An 18,874-nucleotide genomic window follows, 5' to 3' on the forward strand; every position below is an offset into this window, starting at 1 on the left:
ACAGCTATGGAACAGATTAAAGTTGTCATTGCAGGACCAAGAGGAAGAATGGGGAGAGAAGCGGTTAAGCTTGCTGAAGAAACGCCGCATTTTACTCTGGTAGGGGCAGTTGATCATAAATTCGGAGGTCAAACGCTTAAAGAAGCCGGTGATTTCAAAAGCGAAGCCCTTATTTATACGGATATAGAAGCATGCTTTCAGGAAACAAAGCCTGATGTGCTTATTGATTTAACCACACCTGAGATCGGGAAGATTCATACGAAGAAAGCTCTTGAATACGGGGTAAGGCCTGTAGTCGGCACAACGGGTTTTTCGGATGCTGACCTGAAAGAACTCGAGCAGCTGACAGAAGAAAAAGGCATCGGCGCCATTATTGCCCCAAACTTTGCAATCGGCGCAATCTTAATGATGAAATTTTCACAAATGGCCGCCAAGTATTTTGCGGATGTAGAAATTCTTGAGATGCACCACGATCAAAAGCTGGATGCACCTTCCGGGACGGGTTTGAAAACGGCAGAAATGATTTCTGCTGTCAGAGAAGAGAAAGAACAGGGCCATCCGGATGAGAAAGAGATATTAGATGGAGCCCGCGGTGCCAACTATAAAGGGATTCACGTGCACAGCATCCGTCTTCCGGGGCTTGTTGCCCATCAGGAAGTTCTGTTCGGGGGAGACGGACAGACACTTTCGATCCGCCACGATTCATTTAACCGCGCATCATTTATGTCGGGGGTAAAACTGTGCGTGGAACAGGTAATGAAGCTGGATCTTCTTGTATACGGCCTTGAAAATTTAATCGACTAAAGGGGAATGTCTGATGAATATCGCACTCATAGCTCATGATAAGAAAAAAAATGACCTTATTCAGTTTGCACTGGCCTACAAAGGCATCCTTGGAAAACATAAACTCTATGCGACCGGAACTACAGGTTTAAAAGTAACAGAGGCGACGGGCCTTGAAATACACAGATTCCAGTCCGGGCCGCTTGGCGGTGATCAGGAAATTGGCGCATGCATCGCAAACAATGCAATGGACATGGTCATTTTCTTCCGTGATCCCCTGACTGCCCAGCCTCATGAGCCTGATGTGTCCGCTTTAATCCGTCTGTGTGATGTTTATGCAGTTCCGCTTGCGACGAATATGGGAACAGCGGAAATTCTGATTCATGGACTGGAGCGCGGTGATTTGAAATGGAGAGCAATAGTAAATGACAAAGAAATTGAAGATGACTATGGAAAAGAATAACCTTGATATCCTTGCATTCGGAGCTCATCCCGATGATGCCGAAATCGGGATGGGGGGAACTCTCGCTAAATACGCAGAGCAGGGGTACAGAGTGGGAATCTGCGATTTAACGGAGGCAGAACTTTCTTCAAACGGAACAGTTGCCCTCAGGAAAAAAGAAGCGCAGCTTGCTTCAGACATACTGGGTCTGCAGGAACGGATTTTCCTGGACCTCCCTGACAGGGGACTTTATATGAACCAACAATACATAGATAAGATCATAACGGTTATCAGGCAGTATAAACCTAAGCTCGTATTTGCACCCTGGTTTCAGGACCGTCATCCGGATCACGGGAATTGTGCAAAGCTTGTAGAGGAAGCAAGCTTTTCTGCAGGTGTAAAAAATGTCCGTGATTCAAAATCACAGGCTCATCACAGAGTAAGCCGCGTCTATTTTTATATGATCAACGGTTTTCACAAACCTGATTTTGTCGTTGATGTGACCGGTACGATGGAGAAAAAGCGATTGAGTCTGAATGCGTACGAAAGCCAGTTCGTTAAAGGGGAATCATCCGTTGATACTCCTCTTACGAACGGATACATAGAAAGTGTCGAGAGCCGTGAGCGGCTGTTTGGGAAAGAAGCGGGAGTTACTTATGCAGAGGGATTTTTCTCAAGGTCACCTCTATTGCTTGATAAGGACCTGCTCGGTGAACACCTATGAAAAAGTTGAAAATCGGCATTACCTGCTATCCGTCTGTCGGCGGTTCAGGGGTAGTGGCAACCGAACTTGGAAAAAAACTGGCGGAAAAAGGACACAGTATTCATTTTGTCACAACCAGCAGGCCCTTCAGGCTTGATAAAATGTATCCCAATATCTTTTTTCATGAGGTGGAAGTGAATCAATACTCTGTCTTCAAGCACCCTCCTTATGATCTTGCGCTCGCAAGCAAGATGGCTGAAGTGGCGAAAAGGGAAGAGCTGGACTTGTTTCATGTTCATTATGCGGTGCCGCACGCGATTTGCGCCCATCTCGCAAAACAGATGACAGGTGACCATCTGAAAATCGTTACAACTCTGCACGGAACCGATATTACCGTCCTTGGCCATGATCTGTCCCTGTCCAATATGATCAAGTTCGGCATAGAAGCCTCAGATGCAGTGACGGCTGTGTCAAAGGCACTTGCTGATCAGACGTATGAGCTTCTTCATCCCGAGAAAGACATACAGACCGTTTACAACTTTATCGATGAACGCATTTACAAAAAGAAAGATGTGAATCATCTAAAAGCGGAATATGGCATTGCGGAGGATGAAAAAGTACTGATTCACGTTTCAAACTTCAGGCAGGTAAAAAGGGTGCAGGATGTGGTCAGGGTATTTGCACGCGTTTCCAAAGAAGTAAAGTCAAAGCTTCTTCTTGTCGGAGACGGACCGGAGATGACGTCTGTCTGCAAACTCGTGAAGGAACTCGGCATCAGTGAAAACGTTCTGTTTCTTGGAAAGCAGAATCACCTTGAAGAACTTTATTCCTTAAGTGATGTGAAGCTGCTCCTTTCACAGAAAGAAAGTTTTGGACTTGTCCTTCTTGAAGCGATGGCATGCGGGGTTCCCTGTGTGGCAGCCAATATTGGAGGTATTCCTGAAGTCGTTCAGGACGGCGTTTCCGGATACCTGTGCGATGTAGGTGATATTTCAGCTATAGCAGAAAAAACGATTTCGCTGTTAACGGATCATGAACTACATGAGCGAATGTCAAAGGAATCCGTTAAAATCGCACAAGTAACCTTTCATTCTGCCCATATTGTCAAACAGTATGAAACACTTTACTATCAACTGCTGGAATCAGGTGAGAAGGGTGAATAGAGAATTTCAGGAGGCGCTTCCTGTTCTTTCAAAGCTGAAAAAACACGGCTTTGAGGCTTATTTTGTCGGTGGCTCTGTCCGCGACCAGCTCCTCGGCAAACCGATTAAAGATGTCGATATCGCCTCATCCGCGACACCGGATCAGGTACAGCAGCTCTTTCACAAAACTATTGATATCGGCTCAGAGCACGGCACGGTAATCGTGATTGAAAACGGGATTCACTACGAAATCACAACGTTCCGGACAGAATCGGCGTATGAAGATAACCGCAGGCCAAGCGGAGTGACGTTTGTTTCCTCATTAAAAGAAGATTTAAAACGCCGTGATTTTACGATCAATGCTATGGCGATGGACGAGAACGGCAGCATCATCGATTATTTTAACGGCAGGGAAGACGCTGAAAAAAAACGGATATCCACAGTGGGCAGTCCTGCCGAACGATTTTCAGAAGACGCGCTAAGGATGATGAGAGCTGTCCGCTTTGTCAGTCAGCTCGGATTTTCTCTAAGCGGAGGTACACATGATGCCATTGTCAGTCATATATCCCTGCTTCAGCATATATCGGCAGAACGCAAAACAGCCGAATTTGAAAAAACGATGGCAGGCTCTGGATGCAGCGAAGGCATGAGGCTGATTGCAGAGACGGGAATGAGTGACTACCTTCCTGGCTTAAAAGAAAAGAAGCAGCAGATTCTTCAAGCGGCCGAACTCCCTTTTTACTGCCTGAGTTCGAATGAAGAGCGCTGGACCGCCTTCCTGGACGTCATTGGAATAAACAGCATTGAAGCTTTTTTAAAAAAATGGAAGCTTTCCAACAGGCAAATTGGGTCCATCAGGCAGAATCTTCTCTTCTTGGAGGAGCGCAGGCAGTCTGACTGGCCAAAGGTTAATCTGTACAGGGCAGGCCTGCAGTGTGCGCTGCAGACGGAAGCTGTATTCTGTCTGCTGAGCGATCTGCCGTTCAGTGAATCAAAGATCCGCGAGATCAAAGAGCGTTATCATTCACTTCCTGTCCATTCAAAGAGGGAGCTTGCAGTGAACGGGAATGATTTGATGGCTATTGAAGGCCGGAATCCCGGACCGTGGCTGAGTGAGTATATGGAAAAAATAGAACTTGCCGTAGTTAATGGTCAGGTAGAAAACAGCAAGGAAGCGATTAAGGAGATGTTGAAATCGTGCAATCTGAATTAAGAACGCGATTGCTTCAGGCTTTTTCAGAAGCCGAGGGAGAATTTTTATCCGGACAGAAACTGAGTGAGACACTCGGATGCTCAAGAACGGCTGTCTGGAAGCATATTGAGGACTTGAGAAGCGAGGGATATCAGCTTGAAGCGGTCCGAAAACGCGGCTACAGAATTACCCGCAAGCCGGACAAAATTACCGGGAATGAAATACAGCTCGGGCTGAAAACGGAATTCATGGGCAGGCATATTCATTTCGAGGAAGTGGTGGCTTCTACACAAAAGATTGCCCATACTCTGGCAGGCGACGGCGCATTAGAAGGGACTCTTGTAGTAGCCGACCAGCAGACAGAAGGCAGGGGCCGGCTTGCTAGAGCGTGGTATTCCCCGAAACAGACCGGCGTTTGGATGAGCATGATTCTGAAGCCTGAAATTCCGATCAATAAAACCCCGCAGCTGACACTGCTGACGGCGGTTGCGCTGATTCAGGCCATTGAAGATGTCACGGGACTGACTCCTGAAATTAAATGGCCGAATGATATCCTTATTAATGGCAGAAAAGCCGTCGGAATATTGACAGAGCTGCAGGCTGAAGCTGACAGGGTCCATTCTGTCATTATCGGGGTCGGCATCAATGTGAATCATACAAAGGAGCAATTTCCGGAAGAACTTCAGCATATTGCTACATCTTTAGCTGAAGAGACAGGGCAGCAGATTGACAGGGCAAAGCTGATACAGTCTGTCATGATCCGCTTTGAAAAGCTGTATAAGAGCTATCTCTCGCACGGATTTAAACCTGTCAAGCTTCTTTGGGAAAGCTACGCCATCAGCCTGAATAAAAATTTGATTGCAAGAACTCTGCAGGGAACCCTGCGCGGCAGGGCTGCAGGAATCGATGATGAGGGCGTTCTTCTTCTTGAAACAGATGAAGGTAAGCTTGAAAAGATCTATTCTGCTGATATCGAAATCCAGTCATAAATACTTGGTATCCCCTTTTACTTTCTGGTATAATTCAAGGCGGGCAGTATCCTTTTTAAGGAATTGCACCTGCGGGCAATGAAAACCAGATTTTAATAGTTCTGCCTTGATCCGGAATTCGGACTGGGACAGAGGGATATCCAGCCAGATATGATGAGACCATCAATCCTTCTTCCTATTGGAGAAGGTTTTTTTGCGGTCAGCCATTTGCTGGTTACGAAATTCCTCTGCATTACATGGGAGGGAAAAAAATGAAAACGAGACTTGATTTTGTCAAAATGAAGCAGGGAAATGAACCGATCGTCATGCTCACTGCTTACGATTATCCTTCAGCCAGGCTTGCAGAAGAATCAGGTGTGGACATGATTTTAGTCGGTGACTCACTCGGCATGGTCGTGCTCGGATACGATTCAACTGTGCCTGTTACTGTCGCGGATATGATTCATCACACGAAAGCTGTCAAAAGAGGGGCGCCTTCCACGTTTATCGTGACTGACATGCCGTTTATGTCTTATCATGTCTCAAAAGAACAGACCCTTAAATATGCAGCGGAGATTATGCAGCAAAGCGGGGCACATGCTCTAAAGCTAGAAGGGGCAGATGGGGTGCTTCAAAATATTGAAGCGCTTACATGCGCGGGAGTGCCGGTGGTTGCCCATCTTGGCCTTACACCGCAGTCAGTAGGAGTGCTTGGAGGATATAAAGTTCAGGCAAAAGATGCAGAAAGTGCGAAAAAATTAATGCATGATGCAAAGCAGTGCGAGGAAGCGGGTGCGATTGCGCTTGTGCTTGAATGTGTACCGCGCCAGCTTGCATCAGAAATTTCAAATACATTATCCATTCCTGTCATCGGAATTGGGGCAGGAGCCTCAACCGACGGACAGGTCCTTGTCTACCACGATGTTCTTGGCTACGGTGTTGACCGGGTGCCAAAGTTTGTAAAACAGTACACTTCTGCCGGCAGCGAGATGAAGTCCGCTCTGACTGCTTATGTGCAGGAAGTGAAAAAGAGAGAATTTCCTGAAGAAAAACATACATTCACGATGAAAGACGAAGAACTTCAGGCGCTGTACGGGGGTACTGCTGCAAAATGAAAACTGTCACAACCATAAAAGAACTAAAGCAGATTATAAAAAATCATAAAAAAGAAAACCGGACCATTGGCTTCGTTCCAACGATGGGCTATCTTCACGAGGGCCACTTAAGCCTGATGAAAAAAGCACGGGAAGACAATGATCTGCTTGTCGTCAGCATTTTTGTCAATCCACTGCAGTTTGGAGAAAATGAGGATTTTGATTCGTATCCCCGGGATATGGAACGGGATTCTAATCTGACAAAAGGTGAGGGTGCAGACTATTTGTTTGCCCCCTCTGCAGCAGAAATGTATCCTGATGAACCATCTGTCGCAATGAAGGTCGTTAAGCGCACGAATGTCCTCTGCGGGAAATCAAGACCAGGTCATTTTGACGGTGTGGCTGAAATCCTGACCAGACTGTTTCATCTTGTTCAGCCGGACAGGGCATATTTTGGAATGAAGGATGCTCAGCAGGTTGCGGTGATCAGCGGACTGATTGAAGATTTTCATTTTCCTGTTGAGCTTGTTCAGGTTCAAACGGTCAGAGAACCGGACGGACTAGCCAAAAGTTCCCGCAATGTTAATTTGCTTGGAGAAGAAAGAGAACAGGCGCCTGAACTGTATAAAGCCTTGAACGAAGGTGCCGGGCTGCTTGCTTTAGGCCATTCTCCGGAACATGCGGCTGATTTGGTGAAAAAGAGGATTGAAGAAAGAACAGCCGGCGAGATTGACTATGTCGAGGTTTATTCCTATCCGGAACTGCAGCCTTTGCAGGAAGCAAAAGGAACCATCATTCTTGCAGCAGCTGTCAAATTCAGCAAGGCAAGATTGATCGATAATATTACGTTACAGCTATAGAGAAAGATTCAGGAGGAGATAGTGATGTTCCGCACCATGATGAAGGGAAAAATACACCGTGCAAGGGTGACAGAAGCCAATTTGAATTATGTAGGCAGCATTACGATCGATGAAGATCTGCTCGATGCAGTGGATATGCTTCCAAATGAGAAAGTCCAAATTGTAAATAACAATAATGGAGCCCGCTTTGAAACCTACATCATACCCGGGAAAAGAGGTTCCGGCACAGTTTGTCTGAACGGCGCTGCAGCGAGACTTGTTCAAGAAGGTGATGTTGTGATTATTTTAACTTATGCCATGATGTCAGAAGAAGAAGTCCGCACACACAAGCCGAAGGTTGCCATCATGAATGAAAACAATGAAATCGTGGAGATGCTGGGCCAGGAGCCGGCCTCAACCATCATGTAATGAACAAATAGCACCGATTTCAAAAAAATCCCCCAAAATCTTGGGGGATTTTGCATTATAAGTGGTAAAATAACGATATTGGTTTTTTGGATAGGGCTTTTATGAGCCCTGGTTAATTGAGGTGTAGCAAAGATGAAACAAAGATTTGTTGTAGTTGACGTGGAAACAACAGGTAATTCTCCGAAAAAGGGAGACCGGATTATACAGCTTGCTGCCGTTGTCATTGAAGAAGGAAAGATCATTGACCGCTTCTCAAGCTTTGTGAATCCGAAGAAAAAGATTCCCTCATTTATTGAACAGCTGACAGGCATTACGACAGAAATGGTGGAACATGCCCCTGCATTTAAAGAGATTGCAGATAAAGTGTCATCGCTTTTGAACGATGCTTATTTTGTTGCACATAATGTTCATTTTGATCTTTCTTTCATTCAGGAGGAATTGAACCGGTGCGGAATCCAAATGTTTACAGGGCCGATTTTAGATACAGTTGAGCTTTCCCGGATTGTTTTTCCGAGTGCTGACAGCTACAAGCTTTCCGAGCTGTGCCGAGACCTTGGGATCCAGCACATGAATCCGCACAGGGCGGACAGCGATGCTGAAGTAACGGGAGAACTGCTTATACATATTCTTTCCAGGCTTTCAAGCTTGCCGTCTGTTACTCTTCATTCCCTCAAAAGATTATCAGCATCTTTTATCAGCGATGCAGAGGAAATGCTTGAGGAGCTTCAAACAATGAGTGAGCTGAGGCTGAAAGAGGCGGGGGATATCGAGGTTTACCGGTCCGTTGCTGTCAGAAAAATGGCCGATATCGAGCAGAATCCGGATCAGTCCGGGACTGAAAAACTTCCTTTCAATGCGTTTGCAGAGAAGCTTATGAATGAAAATGGCTCTGTCGCAGCCCACTTTGTGCAATATGAAAAGCGCAGTGAACAGGTAAACATGATGAAAACGATTTATAAGTCATTTTCAAGCCATCAGCACAGTCTGATCGAAGCAGGGACAGGGACGGGGAAAACACTGGGCTATCTTGTTCCCGCTGTCTATTATGCTATGACTGAAAAGAAGAGGGTGCTCATCAGCACATATACGACAGCCCTTCAGCAGCAGGTGATGGAAAAAGAATATCCGCTTTTAAAACAGGCAGCCGGGGTGCCGTTTTCGATGGCTGTTCTTAAAGGGAAATCTCATTACCTTTGCTTAAGGAAATTTGAAAAGTACCTCCATGAAGAAGATATGAATTATGATAATCTTTTGACGAAAGCGCAGCTGCTTATTTGGCTGACCGAGACGGAAACAGGCGATGTGGATGAACTGAACCTGCCTTCAGGCGGGAAACTCCTATGGCAAAGGCTCCACTACGATCCTAAGCTGTCGGGTTCTCCCTCCAATCCTTGGAAGGAACGCTGTTTCTATACAAGAGCCTATAAGCGGGCAAATCAGGCTGATGTGATCATGACGAATCATTCGCTTTTGCTCTCAGCTGTTTCTTCTTCTTCAGACATGCTTGAAGGCATCGAGGAAGTCGTCATTGATGAGGCCCATCATTTTGAGCGGACAGCAAGTGAGCATTTAGGGAAAAGAATTCATTACCTGACTCTCCAATCCCTGACAAATCAGCTGGGCAACCTATACACAGACGGTCTGCTCCGCAAAACGCAGCAGCTTTCTAACAAAAAGAAATGGAGTGAACCATTTCTTGAAATCGACACGATTCTAAAGCAGCTGACAGAAGACAATCAGCTCCTGTTTACAACCCTTCACAGCTATGTGCTGCAGAATGAAAAGGACTCTTCATCAAACAGGATCTCCTGCCGCTTCAGGCATGATGAGAAAAAAAGCAGAAAGTGGCTGGCCATTTTAGAGCTTGCTGCCAGAGTGAAATTTCAGCTGCATGATGTGATGTCCATTATGAATAAACAGAAGAATGTTTTCAGCAAACTGGAAGAAAAAGAAGAATCGTTCGATCTTTATGAATACTGGGAAGTGATTGACCGGTTTAAGGCTGCATATAACAGCCTGGATTCCCTCTTCTTTAAGGACAGCCCGGGAGAAGTGAAGTGGATTGAGATTGAATCAAGGGGAGCGAGAAATGCAGTAAGTGTGTATTCACAGCCTGTTTCTGTGTCTGATCAGCTGGCTGACGGATTTTTTGCGAGTATGAAAAGCGCTGTTCTTACATCAGCCACTCTCACTGTAAACGGTACGTTTGATTATATGATTTCTGAGCTTGGGCTGAGTGATTTCTATCCTTCTGTCCACAAAATTGACTCACCTTTTGATTATAAGAAGCAGGCAATGCTGATGATTCCAACAGATTTCCCGTCTGTCCAGCATGTTACGCTTGATGAGTATACGGAAGCAATCGCCGGCAGGGTTTCTGAAATAGCCAAAGCGGCGTCAGGAAAGCTCCTTATCTTATTCAATGCCTATGATATGCTTAAAAAAACGCAGCAGCTGCTTAAAAATGATCAGAGCCTGGATGATTTTGTCATCATGGGGCAGGGGGGCGGCAGTATCACGAAGCTGACTAAAAACTTCCGTCAGTTTGAAAAGGCCATTCTTCTCGGAACCAGCACGTTTTGGGAAGGAATGGACTTTCCGGGCGATGAGCTGACAACGCTTGTGATTGTCAGGCTGCCGTTTTCTCCGCCTGATGATCCGAGAACAGCAGCCAAATGCGAACAGCTGACGAAAGAAGGAAAGAATGCCTTTTATCATTATTCGCTTCCGGAAGCGGTCCTGAAGTTTAAGCAGGGATTTGGACGCCTGATCCGGACAGAAAACGACAAAGGCCTTCTGTTTGTCTTTGACAAAAGAATTATTGAAGCCAAGTACGGCAGGCATTTCATTGATTCTTTGCCCGACATTGAAGTCGCAGTTGAGCCGATGAACCGTCTGCACAGAAAAATGGCAGACTGGAAAAACAGCAGAACGTAAAAAAGCCTGTGTGAGCGCACAGGCAATGGTGTGGGTAGGAGAAAATTTATTTTCACTAAATGATCATGATGCTGTTATAATGGGTACATAAAACAACATGTCGTTGTCTGTACTTTTATTGTGGCCGTTTGCGGCTGTGATATAAGTTACAATTTTTGTTTTTGCACTGGAGGTATAGACCATGGAAAGCAAGATTGAAATTCTGTCTACTGTAACCGTGGAGCATTCGGATGATCTCTATAAAATTGTCGACGGGCTGAACCGGACGCTGAAAAGAGAAAATCTGATGTTTGGGCTCGCTCTTGATCAGGAAGACAAAAATAAAGCTGTTTTCACGATATACAGAACGTAAGGATTTGAAACAATGGGGAGAAAAATAGCGATTGCATCCATTTCTGCAGGAATTCTGCTGCTTATTGCCGCGGCTGTTTTTATGAATGTCTACAACACGGCTATGGCTCAGAAGAAGGATGGCCATGCAGAAGCCATTCAGAGAGCCGAACAAGAAACGGAGCTGAAAAAGGCAGAGAGTGCTGAAACTTTTAACGGCCTGGAACAATACATCGTCATTACAGGATCTGATGAGAGCGGAAAGCCCGTTTATGTATTTGTTCCTTCAGACAAAAAGAAAAAGCCTGTACTGAAGCTTGTGTCAGACGGCATTTCAGAAAAGGAAGCACTTGAAGCTGTCAGATCGGAACAAAATCCGCAAAAGCTGATTAGCGTGCAGCTTGGCATGGAGCGAAACGTTCCTGTCTGGGAAGTAAAGTATATTGATGATCAGAACAGGTATACATATGATCTTGTGCAATTTACAGACGGAGAAATCAGAAAGCATATTGCCATCAGGAAATAGGGGGACTATTAGTCATGAAACTAGCTGACAGAGTATCTGCATTAACACCATCAACCACTTTGGCCATTACTGCAAAAGCAAAAGAACTTAAAGCTGCAGGACATGACGTGATTGGCCTCGGTGCAGGCGAGCCTGATTTTAATACGCCGCAGCACATAATGGACGCTGCCGTAAACGCAATGAATGCCGGCCAGACAAAGTATACACCTGCAGGCGGCCTGGCCGAGCTGAAAAAAGAAATCATCAGCAAGTTTGAACGTGACCAGGGAATTGCCTATAAACCGGGAGAAGTGATTGTGTGCAGCGGCGCAAAGCATGCTCTGTACACCCTGTTTCAGGTTCTTTTAAATGAAGGTGATGAAGTCATCATCCCTGCACCATACTGGGTCAGCTACCCTGAGCAGGTTAAACTTGCCGACGGAGTGCCGGTTTATGTAGAGGCATCTGAAGAGAACCAATTTAAATTAACTCCTGAACAGCTGAGAGAAGCGATTACCGAGAAGACAAAAGCTGTCATCATTAACTCTCCGAGCAATCCGACGGGGATGCTCTATACGAAGGAAGAACTGGAAGCGATTGGACAAATTTGCCTGGAGCATGATGTTCTGATTGTTTCCGATGAGATTTATGAAAAACTCATTTATGGAACTCATAAGCATGTTTCCATCGCTGAATTGTCAGAAGAGCTGAAAAATCAGACAATCATCATCAACGGTGTTTCCAAATCGCATTCGATGACAGGATGGAGAATCGGGTATGCAGCAGGCAATGAACAGATCATCAAAGCGATGACGAATCTTGCGAGCCACAGCACTTCTAACCCGACTTCCATTGCTCAATATGCCTCGATTGCTGCATACGCGGGATCACAGGAGCCTGTTGAGGAAATGCGGAAGGCGTTTGAAGAGAGGCTTAACATTATCTATGATAAACTCGTTGCCATCCCGGGTATTTCATGCCTGAAGCCTCAAGGTGCTTTCTATTTATTCCCGAATGCAAGGCAGGCAGCTGAAATGACAGGCTTTGCATCAGTGGATGAATTTGTAGAAGCGTTGCTTGAAAAAGAAAAAGTTGCCATTGTTCCAGGGTCAGGTTTCGGATCTCCGGAAAATGTGAGACTTTCTTATGCGACGTCTCTTGACATCATTGAAGCGGCACTTGAGAGAATCGAACGGTTTGTAAAAGAAAACAGTTCAAACTAATGGGCAGATGGGCCGTCAATTGACGGTCCGCTCTTTTGTTTGGAGATGCCATAAGGTATAATAGGAAGCATGTACATATATTTTGATCTGCGGTTTTTTTGGAGGGACATAACGTGAAAACAACGATTAAAGAAGTAAGCAAATTTGTAGATAAAGAAGTAACAATCGGCGCATGGATCGCCAATAAGCGTTCTAGCGGCAAAATCGCTTTTCTGCAGCTGCGTGACGGAACTGGTTTCATTCAGGGCGTTGTCGTAAAGGCAGAAGTGGACGAGGCTGTGTTCCAGACAGCCAAATCAATTACACAGGAATCATCTATCTTTGTAACCGGAGTTGTGCGGGTGGACGAGCGCTCACCGTTCGGTTATGAGCTTGGGGTAACAGGCATTGAAGTCATTCATGAATCTGTTAATTATCCGATCACACCTAAAGAACACGGCACTGAGTTCCTGATGGACCACCGTCATTTATGGCTGAGATCAAAACGCCAGCATGCTGTGATGAAAATCAGAAACGAAATTATCCGTGCAACTTATGAATTTTTCAACAAAGAAGGATTTACAAAAGTAGATCCTCCAATCCTTACAGGAAGCGCGCCCGAGGGTACATCAGAGCTGTTTGCAACAAAATACTTTGATGAAGATGCCTACCTTTCACAAAGCGGCCAGCTGTATATGGAAGCAGCTGCAATGGCTCTTGGAAAAGTGTTCTCTTTCGGCCCGACATTCCGTGCAGAAAAATCAAAAACAAGACGCCACCTGATTGAATTCTGGATGATTGAGCCTGAGATGGCATTCTATGATTTTGAAGACAACCTTGTGGTTCAGGAAAACTACGTGTCATACGTTGTTCAGAGTGTCCTTGAAAACTGCAGTCTTGAACTGACGGTTCTTGGGCGCGATACTGAAAAGCTTCAGCAAATTAAAGCACCGTTCCCGCGCATTTCATACGATGATGCGATCAAATTCCTGAACGAAAAAGGCTTTGACGATATCAAGTGGGGTGATGATTTCGGCGCGCCGCATGAGACTGCCATTGCTGAAAGCTTTGATAAGCCGGTATTTATTACACATTACCCGACAGGCATTAAACCGTTCTACATGCAGCCTGCTCCGGACCGCGACGACGTTGTCCTTTGTGCAGACCTGATTGCACCTGAAGGATACGGTGAAATCATCGGAGGATCACAGCGTATTCATGATCATGAGCTGCTGAAACAGCGTATTGAAGAACATGATCTTTCACCAGAAGCGTATCAGTGGTACCTGCAGCTCCGTGAATTCGGATCAGTGCCGCATTCAGGCTTCGGGCTTGGGCTTGAGCGAACAGTAGCATGGATCAGCGGCGTTGAGCATGTACGTGAAACCATTCCGTTCCCTCGTCTGTTAAACAGACTTTACCCTTAATCAGCAAAACGGGCGAACATGAGTCTCTATAGAGGCTCATGTTTTGTTTTCCTGCCAGTATTGAATCCGGCGCTTTGCAGCTGCTCTTTCCTTCCGGTCCTGTCTGGAAATTGGTTTAAAAGACCATCGCCGTTTTACAGACCGGCCGTGTTATACTAAGTGAGGTGAGGTGACCCGTGATGAATAAAGAACAATTTACAGCCATGCAGGAACAGGGCTATTTGACTGTGCCTTCAGCGCTTATATCCAATTACTTCCGGTTAGGCCTCAAAGAAGAGGAGCTGGTTTTGCTTCTGCAGGTAAATCTGCATCTTCAAAACGGAAATCAGTTTCCTACACCGGACGAATTATCAAATTCCATGACCATCCAGACATCTGCCTGCACGTCTCTTTTAAGAAGTCTGCTGCAGAGAGGGTTTATTGATATTGAAGAATATGAGCAGGCTTCCATAAAATATGAACGTTATTCCCTAAAACCGCTTTGGGGCAAATTGTATGATGATTTGCTGAAAAAAGAGGAGGTTCAATCTGAGGAAAAGCAGGAACAGGAAAATATAAACCTGTATCCTGTATTTGAACGTGAATTTGGAAGGCCCCTGTCTCCATTTGAAGTCGAAACGCTGTCTATTTGGATGGATCAGGATTATCATGATCCCGTTATTATTAAAGCAGCCCTTAAAGAAGCGGTGATTTCGGGCAAACTGAACTTCAGATACATTGACAGGATTCTTTTTGAATGGAAAAAGAACGGCATCAGAACGATTGAACAGGCAAGAAGCTACGGGAAACGGTTCAGGCAGCATCAAGTGCAGCCGCAAAAACAGCCGGAGTCTGAAGAAGAGTACAAACGGAAAGTGCCTTTTTACAACTGGCTGGAAAGTTAAATGAAAATGAACAGGTGATGTTATGCTGAACAAGAAACAAATCAGAGAAGCACTGGATACGATCGGAGACATGTTTCCGGACGCCCACTGCGAATTAAATCACAGCAATCCATTTGAGCTTGTCATAGCAGTTGCTCTTTCTGCCCAGTGTACAGATGTCCTTGTAAACAAAGTGACGAAGAGCCTGTTTGAAAAATATAAGACACCGGAAGATTATCTTGCAGTTCCCATTGAAGAACTCCAAAATGACATCCGGTCCATCGGACTTTACAGAAATAAAGCTAAAAACATTCAAAAGTTGTGCACGCTGCTTATCAATGAGTATGGCGGAAAAGTTCCTGAAGACCGCGATGAACTGACCAAGCTTCCCGGTGTAGGGAGGAAGACGGCAAATGTAGTCGTTTCCGTAGCTTTTGGCATACCTGCCATTGCTGTTGATACTCATGTAGAAAGGGTGAGCAAAAGGCTTGCGATCTGCAGGTGGAAAGATTCTGTTCTGGAAGTTGAAAAAACCCTGATGCGGAAAGTGCCTGAGGAAGAATGGTCTCTGACCCACCACAGACTGATCTTTTTCGGCAGATATCACTGCAGGGCCCAGGCGCCAAAATGCTCACAATGTCCGCTTTTACATATGTGCAGGGAAGGGCAGAAGCGCATCAAAAAAGGGACGGTCAGAAATGTATAGCGGCAGTGTGCCCCGGGATTTTCTCCATGAGCCGTTCGGTCCTTTTGAAGAAGCTTTTCATAGTGAATTGGAACATGTGCTGGCCATTAATCCCTTTTACTATGACATCTGCCTGAAAGCAGGAGAGCAGGTGCTGTGGAGACCCTGGGAGCATGCAGATCAATCGGTTTCCGCCATTATGAAAAGGTGGGATGCACTTAAGGAAACAATTGCATCCGGCTTCCGTTCCAGTCAGAAAAAAGCCTCAAGGAAAGACATGATTGACGGGGTCTCCCTATTCATTTGCTGTCTTTACTGGAGCAGCGGCAAACCGGTCGGGCATTTAGATCTCAGGAACACAGACTGGAATTCTTTTGACGTACAGCCAATGAATGTACATGAAAGACTGAACTATATCCTTATAAGGCCAGAACAGTATCATTCTTTTGTTCAGCTTGATCAGCTCTTTCAGGAGTGCGAAAAGCAGTTTTCAAAAATAATGACACTAAAAAAATACAAACAAAAAAACGCAGGAAAATCGGAATGATTTTCCTGCGTTTTTTGTTTTAGGTAGACCTGCATGTGCAGGTCTACTGTTTAACAGACGCTTGTGCTTTTCTTATCAATCATCATCATCATCATTATTTCCATTGTTTCCATTATTGCCATTTCCGTTCCCGTTGCCAGGCGGAAGCGGGATCAGAGGTTCAGCGGGCTCCTGAGGTGTTTCGCCTTCACCAGGAGGTGTTTCACCATCTCCAGGTCCGCCTTCACCAGGAGGCTGTTCCCCTTCGCCAGGAGGCTGCTCGCCTTCACCAGGCTCACCTTCACCCGGAAGTTCACCGCCAGGGAATTCTTCCTCAGGAGGCTGTTCACCTTCATCTGGCTCTTCTTCCGGCTCTTCCGGTTCTGCAGGCTCCTCTATGACTGCTTCAGGAATTTGTATTGCTGCTGCGGCAGAGTCGCTTCGGTTAGAACCGTCGTCATCGCTGACCGCTGCAATCTGGAATTTATACGTTGATCCAGGAACCGGGTTAGGGATGGCCATGCCGGTGTCTTTCGTCTGATTGATCACCTGGGCAGGACCTCCGTCAACGGACTGGCTGATCTCAAAGGTGACAGAGTCTTTCAGATCCTCTTTGTAATCCCAGCTCAGCACAATCTGATTGGCTGTCTGATCATATTCCACTTTAAATCCTGATGGTTTAGCAAGACGCTTATACTGCTCGGAAACCTTTGTCGGCTCTGTGCCTTTTACAAAGTATTCACTGATTTTCCTGCTGTCAGGAGTATAGTCACTTGCAAGCTTCGGCGGGTTAGAGCCGTTTTCAACTGTAACTTTAACAACTGAGTTCGGTTTTTTGAAATCTTTGCCGTTTCCGCTTGATACTTCTGAGATCACTTCTTTAAAAAGTTTCTTCGCAATTTGCTGATCCGTTTTATTCAGATGCATTTTTTCATCATTTTTTGAATAACCGGTCCATACTGCAGCAGCGTATTCTGGAGTGTAGCCGACAAACCAGCTGTCTTTCGCACCGCCGGATGGAACGTTGTATCTTTCTTTATCCTCTTCAGAGAAGTTTGTCGTTCCTGTTTTTCCTGCAACTGTAACGCCGGGAACTCTTGCTGCTGTACCTGTTCCTTCTTCAACAACAGAAATCATCATGCTTGTTGTCATATAAGCGGTGTAATCACTCATTGCAGCTTCAGCTTCAGGAGAAAGATCAAATTCTGTTCCGTCGCTTAAGACAACTTTTGTTACGGCATGAGGCTCTGTGTAAATGCCGTTATTGCCGAACGCTGCAAATGCTCCGGCCATATGAAGAGGGGATACTCCCGTGTCAAATCCTCCAATAGAGTATGCTTCCGGGATTTCTTCTTCAAGCGGAATGCCAAGTCCTGCGGCAAAGTCACGGGCTTTGTCAATTCCGACTTCCTGCATAGCTTTCAGAGCAGGGATGTTACGCGATTGTGCCAGGGCGTCGCGGATGGACATCTGTCCTTTGTAGCTGCGGTCAAAGTTATTGATTTTGACGCCGTTTGAATAGGTATATGGTTCATCCTTAATTTGTTCATATGTGGACCACTTCAGATATTCAATGGCCGGACCGTAATCCAGGACAGGTTTAATAGTCGAACCCGGCTGTCTTCTCGTATCAATTGCGTAGTTGAAGTCTCCGACATTCTGGTTGCGTCCGCCGCCGATTGCGCGGATTTCGCCGGACTCTGTATCAATGAGCGTGATGCCTGCCTGGAAGTTGTCATCAGGGAAGCCGACATCATTTCCATTAAGAAGATCTTCTACGTATTTTTGTGCATCTGTATCAATTGTCGTATAGATTTTCGCACCTGCCGAGCTTACATCGATATCCGTTTTCTCTTTCACTTCTTCAATGACCTGCTCGACATACGCACTGTATGGATTTGATTTTTCTTTTTCAGGAACAACGGTAGACTGAACAGGAACTTTTTTCGCTTCTTCTGCTTCCTGCTCTGTAATAAAGCCTTGTTTCACCATCATATTCAGGACGATGTTTCGTCTTTTTTCAGCTGACTCGGGATTTTTTCTCGGGTCAAAGTTTGTCGGGCTCTGAGGGATCCCGGCAAGCATGGCTGCCTCGTGTAGCTCAAGGTCTTTCAGTTCTTTGCCGTAAAAGCCTTCAGCGGCTTTCCCGACTCCGTAATATTGAGGATGATAGTAAATTTTATTTAAATACATCTCAAGAATTTCATGCTTTGAGTACTTTTGCTCAAGCTGAAAAGCAAGCCATAGCTCCTGAACCTTGCGGGTAATCGTTTTTTCATGAGTGAAGAAAGAGTTTTTAATAACCTGCTGGGTGATCGTGCTTCCGCCCTGGGAACCGAATCCCTGTGTAACGTTGGCCACGACTGCACCGCCAAGGCGGATCACATCTACGCCGCTGTGTTCATAAAAGCGGGCATCCTCCGTTGCAAGAACAGCTTCTTCAAGTACTTTAGGAATGTCATTGTAGGAAATATAGGTTCGCTTTTGAGCGCCTACTTCCGTAATTTCATTGCCTTCTTTATCGTAAATGGTGGATGAGTAGGAATCCTTCAGTTTCTTCTCATCAAGCTTCGGGGCTCCCGCTGCGATAACCGCAAACGTTACGCCGCCTGCAATCATGCCGATCAGTCCGATCGATATCAGGATAAACAGGATGCGTTTCCATAAGGACCCGCCGCCGGGTTTGTTCGGTTTTTTCGAATTGCTTTTGCTTGTTTTACTTGTTTGCGCAAGGGCCCTGCGGCGCTCCTCGCGGCTTTTATATTGATCTGACATTGCGTTTTTCCAACCTTTCATTACAAGATCCG

General features: G+C 45.7%; 18 protein-coding genes. 17 read left to right on the forward strand and 1 reads right to left on the reverse strand.

All coding sequences use genetic code 11. The annotated features are described in order from the left end of the window. Positions 1–6: 6 nt before the first annotated feature. From dapB to MHB63_17545, 17 genes are all read left to right on the forward strand, one after another. Positions 7–804: a 4-hydroxy-tetrahydrodipicolinate reductase gene (gene dapB / locus MHB63_17465; protein ID MEK3808311.1), complete on the forward strand. Its 798-nt coding sequence runs from the start codon at positions 7–9 to the stop codon at positions 802–804. A 13-nt stretch (positions 805–817) separates the two neighbouring features. Further along, positions 818–1,246: a methylglyoxal synthase gene (gene mgsA, locus MHB63_17470; protein ID MEK3808312.1), complete on the forward strand. Its 429-nt coding sequence runs from the start codon at positions 818–820 to the stop codon at positions 1,244–1,246. Then, complete coding sequence (gene bshB1 / locus MHB63_17475; protein MEK3808313.1) at positions 1,209–1,949, forward strand: bacillithiol biosynthesis deacetylase BshB1; 741 nt, start codon at positions 1,209–1,211, stop codon at positions 1,947–1,949. Before mgsA ends, bshB1 begins: the two co-directional genes overlap by 38 nt. Next, on the forward strand, positions 1,946–3,091 hold the full coding sequence (gene bshA, locus MHB63_17480) for an N-acetyl-alpha-D-glucosaminyl L-malate synthase BshA (GenBank protein ID MEK3808314.1): 1,146 nt from the start codon (positions 1,946–1,948) through the stop codon (positions 3,089–3,091). Before bshB1 ends, bshA begins: the two co-directional genes overlap by 4 nt. Continuing rightward, positions 3,084–4,283: a CCA tRNA nucleotidyltransferase gene (locus MHB63_17485; GenBank protein MEK3808315.1), complete on the forward strand. Its 1,200-nt coding sequence runs from the start codon at positions 3,084–3,086 to the stop codon at positions 4,281–4,283. The genes bshA and MHB63_17485 overlap by 8 nt, the downstream gene beginning before the upstream one ends. Continuing rightward, positions 4,268–5,251 (forward strand): biotin--[acetyl-CoA-carboxylase] ligase, encoded by a 984-nt coding sequence (locus MHB63_17490; protein MEK3808316.1) that lies wholly within the window; start codon positions 4,268–4,270, stop codon positions 5,249–5,251. The genes MHB63_17485 and MHB63_17490 overlap by 16 nt, the downstream gene beginning before the upstream one ends. 251 nt (positions 5,252–5,502) lie before the next feature. Continuing rightward, entirely contained in the window at positions 5,503–6,345 is an 843-nt protein-coding gene (panB, locus tag MHB63_17495) for a 3-methyl-2-oxobutanoate hydroxymethyltransferase (protein MEK3808317.1), read from the forward strand. Next, positions 6,342–7,184 carry a pantoate--beta-alanine ligase gene (panC, locus tag MHB63_17500; GenBank protein MEK3808318.1) on the forward strand — a complete coding sequence of 281 codons (843 nt, stop codon included), beginning with the start codon at positions 6,342–6,344 and terminating at the stop codon, positions 7,182–7,184. The genes panB and panC overlap by 4 nt, the downstream gene beginning before the upstream one ends. 24 nt (positions 7,185–7,208) lie before the next feature. Next, positions 7,209–7,592 (forward strand): aspartate 1-decarboxylase, encoded by a 384-nt coding sequence (gene panD, locus MHB63_17505; protein MEK3808319.1) that lies wholly within the window; start codon positions 7,209–7,211, stop codon positions 7,590–7,592. A gap of 132 nt (positions 7,593–7,724) precedes the next feature. Further along, entirely contained in the window at positions 7,725–10,529 is a 2,805-nt protein-coding gene (gene dinG, locus MHB63_17510; protein ID MEK3808320.1) for an ATP-dependent DNA helicase DinG, read from the forward strand. Positions 10,530–10,710: 181 nt separating this feature from the next. Then, positions 10,711–10,881: a YpmA family protein gene (locus MHB63_17515; protein MEK3808321.1), complete on the forward strand. Its 171-nt coding sequence runs from the start codon at positions 10,711–10,713 to the stop codon at positions 10,879–10,881. Positions 10,882–10,893: 12 nt separating this feature from the next. Further along, entirely contained in the window at positions 10,894–11,385 is a 492-nt protein-coding gene (locus tag MHB63_17520) for a DUF5590 domain-containing protein (GenBank protein ID MEK3808322.1), read from the forward strand. Between the two features lie 14 nt (positions 11,386–11,399). Then, on the forward strand, positions 11,400–12,587 hold the full coding sequence (locus MHB63_17525) for a pyridoxal phosphate-dependent aminotransferase (GenBank protein ID MEK3808323.1): 1,188 nt from the start codon (positions 11,400–11,402) through the stop codon (positions 12,585–12,587). 113 nt (positions 12,588–12,700) lie between these two features. Next, entirely contained in the window at positions 12,701–13,993 is a 1,293-nt protein-coding gene (gene asnS / locus MHB63_17530; protein ID MEK3808324.1) for an asparagine--tRNA ligase, read from the forward strand. Between the two features lie 179 nt (positions 13,994–14,172). Continuing rightward, entirely contained in the window at positions 14,173–14,877 is a 705-nt protein-coding gene (locus MHB63_17535) for a DnaD domain-containing protein (protein MEK3808325.1), read from the forward strand. A 22-nt stretch (positions 14,878–14,899) separates the two neighbouring features. After that, positions 14,900–15,562, forward strand: a complete 663-nt coding sequence (gene nth / locus MHB63_17540; GenBank protein ID MEK3808326.1) for an endonuclease III — start codon at positions 14,900–14,902, stop codon at positions 15,560–15,562. Beyond that, positions 15,555–16,088, forward strand: coding sequence for a YpoC family protein (locus MHB63_17545; protein MEK3808327.1), 534 nt, complete (start codon positions 15,555–15,557; stop codon positions 16,086–16,088). Before nth ends, MHB63_17545 begins: the two co-directional genes overlap by 8 nt. A gap of 75 nt (positions 16,089–16,163) precedes the next feature. Here MHB63_17545 and MHB63_17550 read toward each other — a convergent pair whose 3' ends face one another. After that, positions 16,164–18,842: a PBP1A family penicillin-binding protein gene (locus MHB63_17550; protein MEK3808328.1), complete on the reverse strand. Its 2,679-nt coding sequence runs from the start codon at positions 18,840–18,842 to the stop codon at positions 16,164–16,166. Between the last annotated feature and the right edge of the window lie 32 nt (positions 18,843–18,874).

This window comes from Bacillus sp. FSL H8-0547, from assembly GCA_038002745.1.
Classification (GTDB): Bacteria; Bacillota; Bacilli; order Bacillales; family Bacillaceae; genus Bacillus_P.

What these genes read in the sequence shown, in the direction of transcription:
- MHB63_17515 (MEK3808321.1), top strand. Translation starts at nt 10,711, where the DNA reads ATGGAAAGCAAGATTGAAATTCTGTCTACTGTAACCGTGGAGCATTCG.
- bshB1 (MEK3808313.1), top strand. Translation starts at nt 1,209, where the DNA reads ATGACAAAGAAATTGAAGATGACTATGGAAAAGAATAACCTTGATATC.
- mgsA (MEK3808312.1), top strand. Translation starts at nt 818, where the DNA reads ATGAATATCGCACTCATAGCTCATGATAAGAAAAAAAATGACCTTATT.
- dapB (MEK3808311.1), top strand. Translation starts at nt 7, where the DNA reads ATGGAACAGATTAAAGTTGTCATTGCAGGACCAAGAGGAAGAATGGGG.
- panB (MEK3808317.1), top strand. Translation starts at nt 5,503, where the DNA reads ATGAAAACGAGACTTGATTTTGTCAAAATGAAGCAGGGAAATGAACCG.
- MHB63_17525 (MEK3808323.1), top strand. Translation starts at nt 11,400, where the DNA reads ATGAAACTAGCTGACAGAGTATCTGCATTAACACCATCAACCACTTTG.
- panD (MEK3808319.1), top strand. Translation starts at nt 7,209, where the DNA reads ATGTTCCGCACCATGATGAAGGGAAAAATACACCGTGCAAGGGTGACA.
- nth (MEK3808326.1), top strand. Translation starts at nt 14,900, where the DNA reads ATGCTGAACAAGAAACAAATCAGAGAAGCACTGGATACGATCGGAGAC.
- MHB63_17545 (MEK3808327.1), top strand. Translation starts at nt 15,555, where the DNA reads ATGTATAGCGGCAGTGTGCCCCGGGATTTTCTCCATGAGCCGTTCGGT.
- MHB63_17535 (MEK3808325.1), top strand. Translation starts at nt 14,173, where the DNA reads ATGAATAAAGAACAATTTACAGCCATGCAGGAACAGGGCTATTTGACT.
- MHB63_17550 (MEK3808328.1), bottom strand. Translation starts at nt 18,842, where the DNA reads ATGTCAGATCAATATAAAAGCCGCGAGGAGCGCCGCAGGGCCCTTGCG.
- dinG (MEK3808320.1), top strand. Translation starts at nt 7,725, where the DNA reads ATGAAACAAAGATTTGTTGTAGTTGACGTGGAAACAACAGGTAATTCT.
- MHB63_17520 (MEK3808322.1), top strand. Translation starts at nt 10,894, where the DNA reads ATGGGGAGAAAAATAGCGATTGCATCCATTTCTGCAGGAATTCTGCTG.
- bshA (MEK3808314.1), top strand. Translation starts at nt 1,946, where the DNA reads ATGAAAAAGTTGAAAATCGGCATTACCTGCTATCCGTCTGTCGGCGGT.
- panC (MEK3808318.1), top strand. Translation starts at nt 6,342, where the DNA reads ATGAAAACTGTCACAACCATAAAAGAACTAAAGCAGATTATAAAAAAT.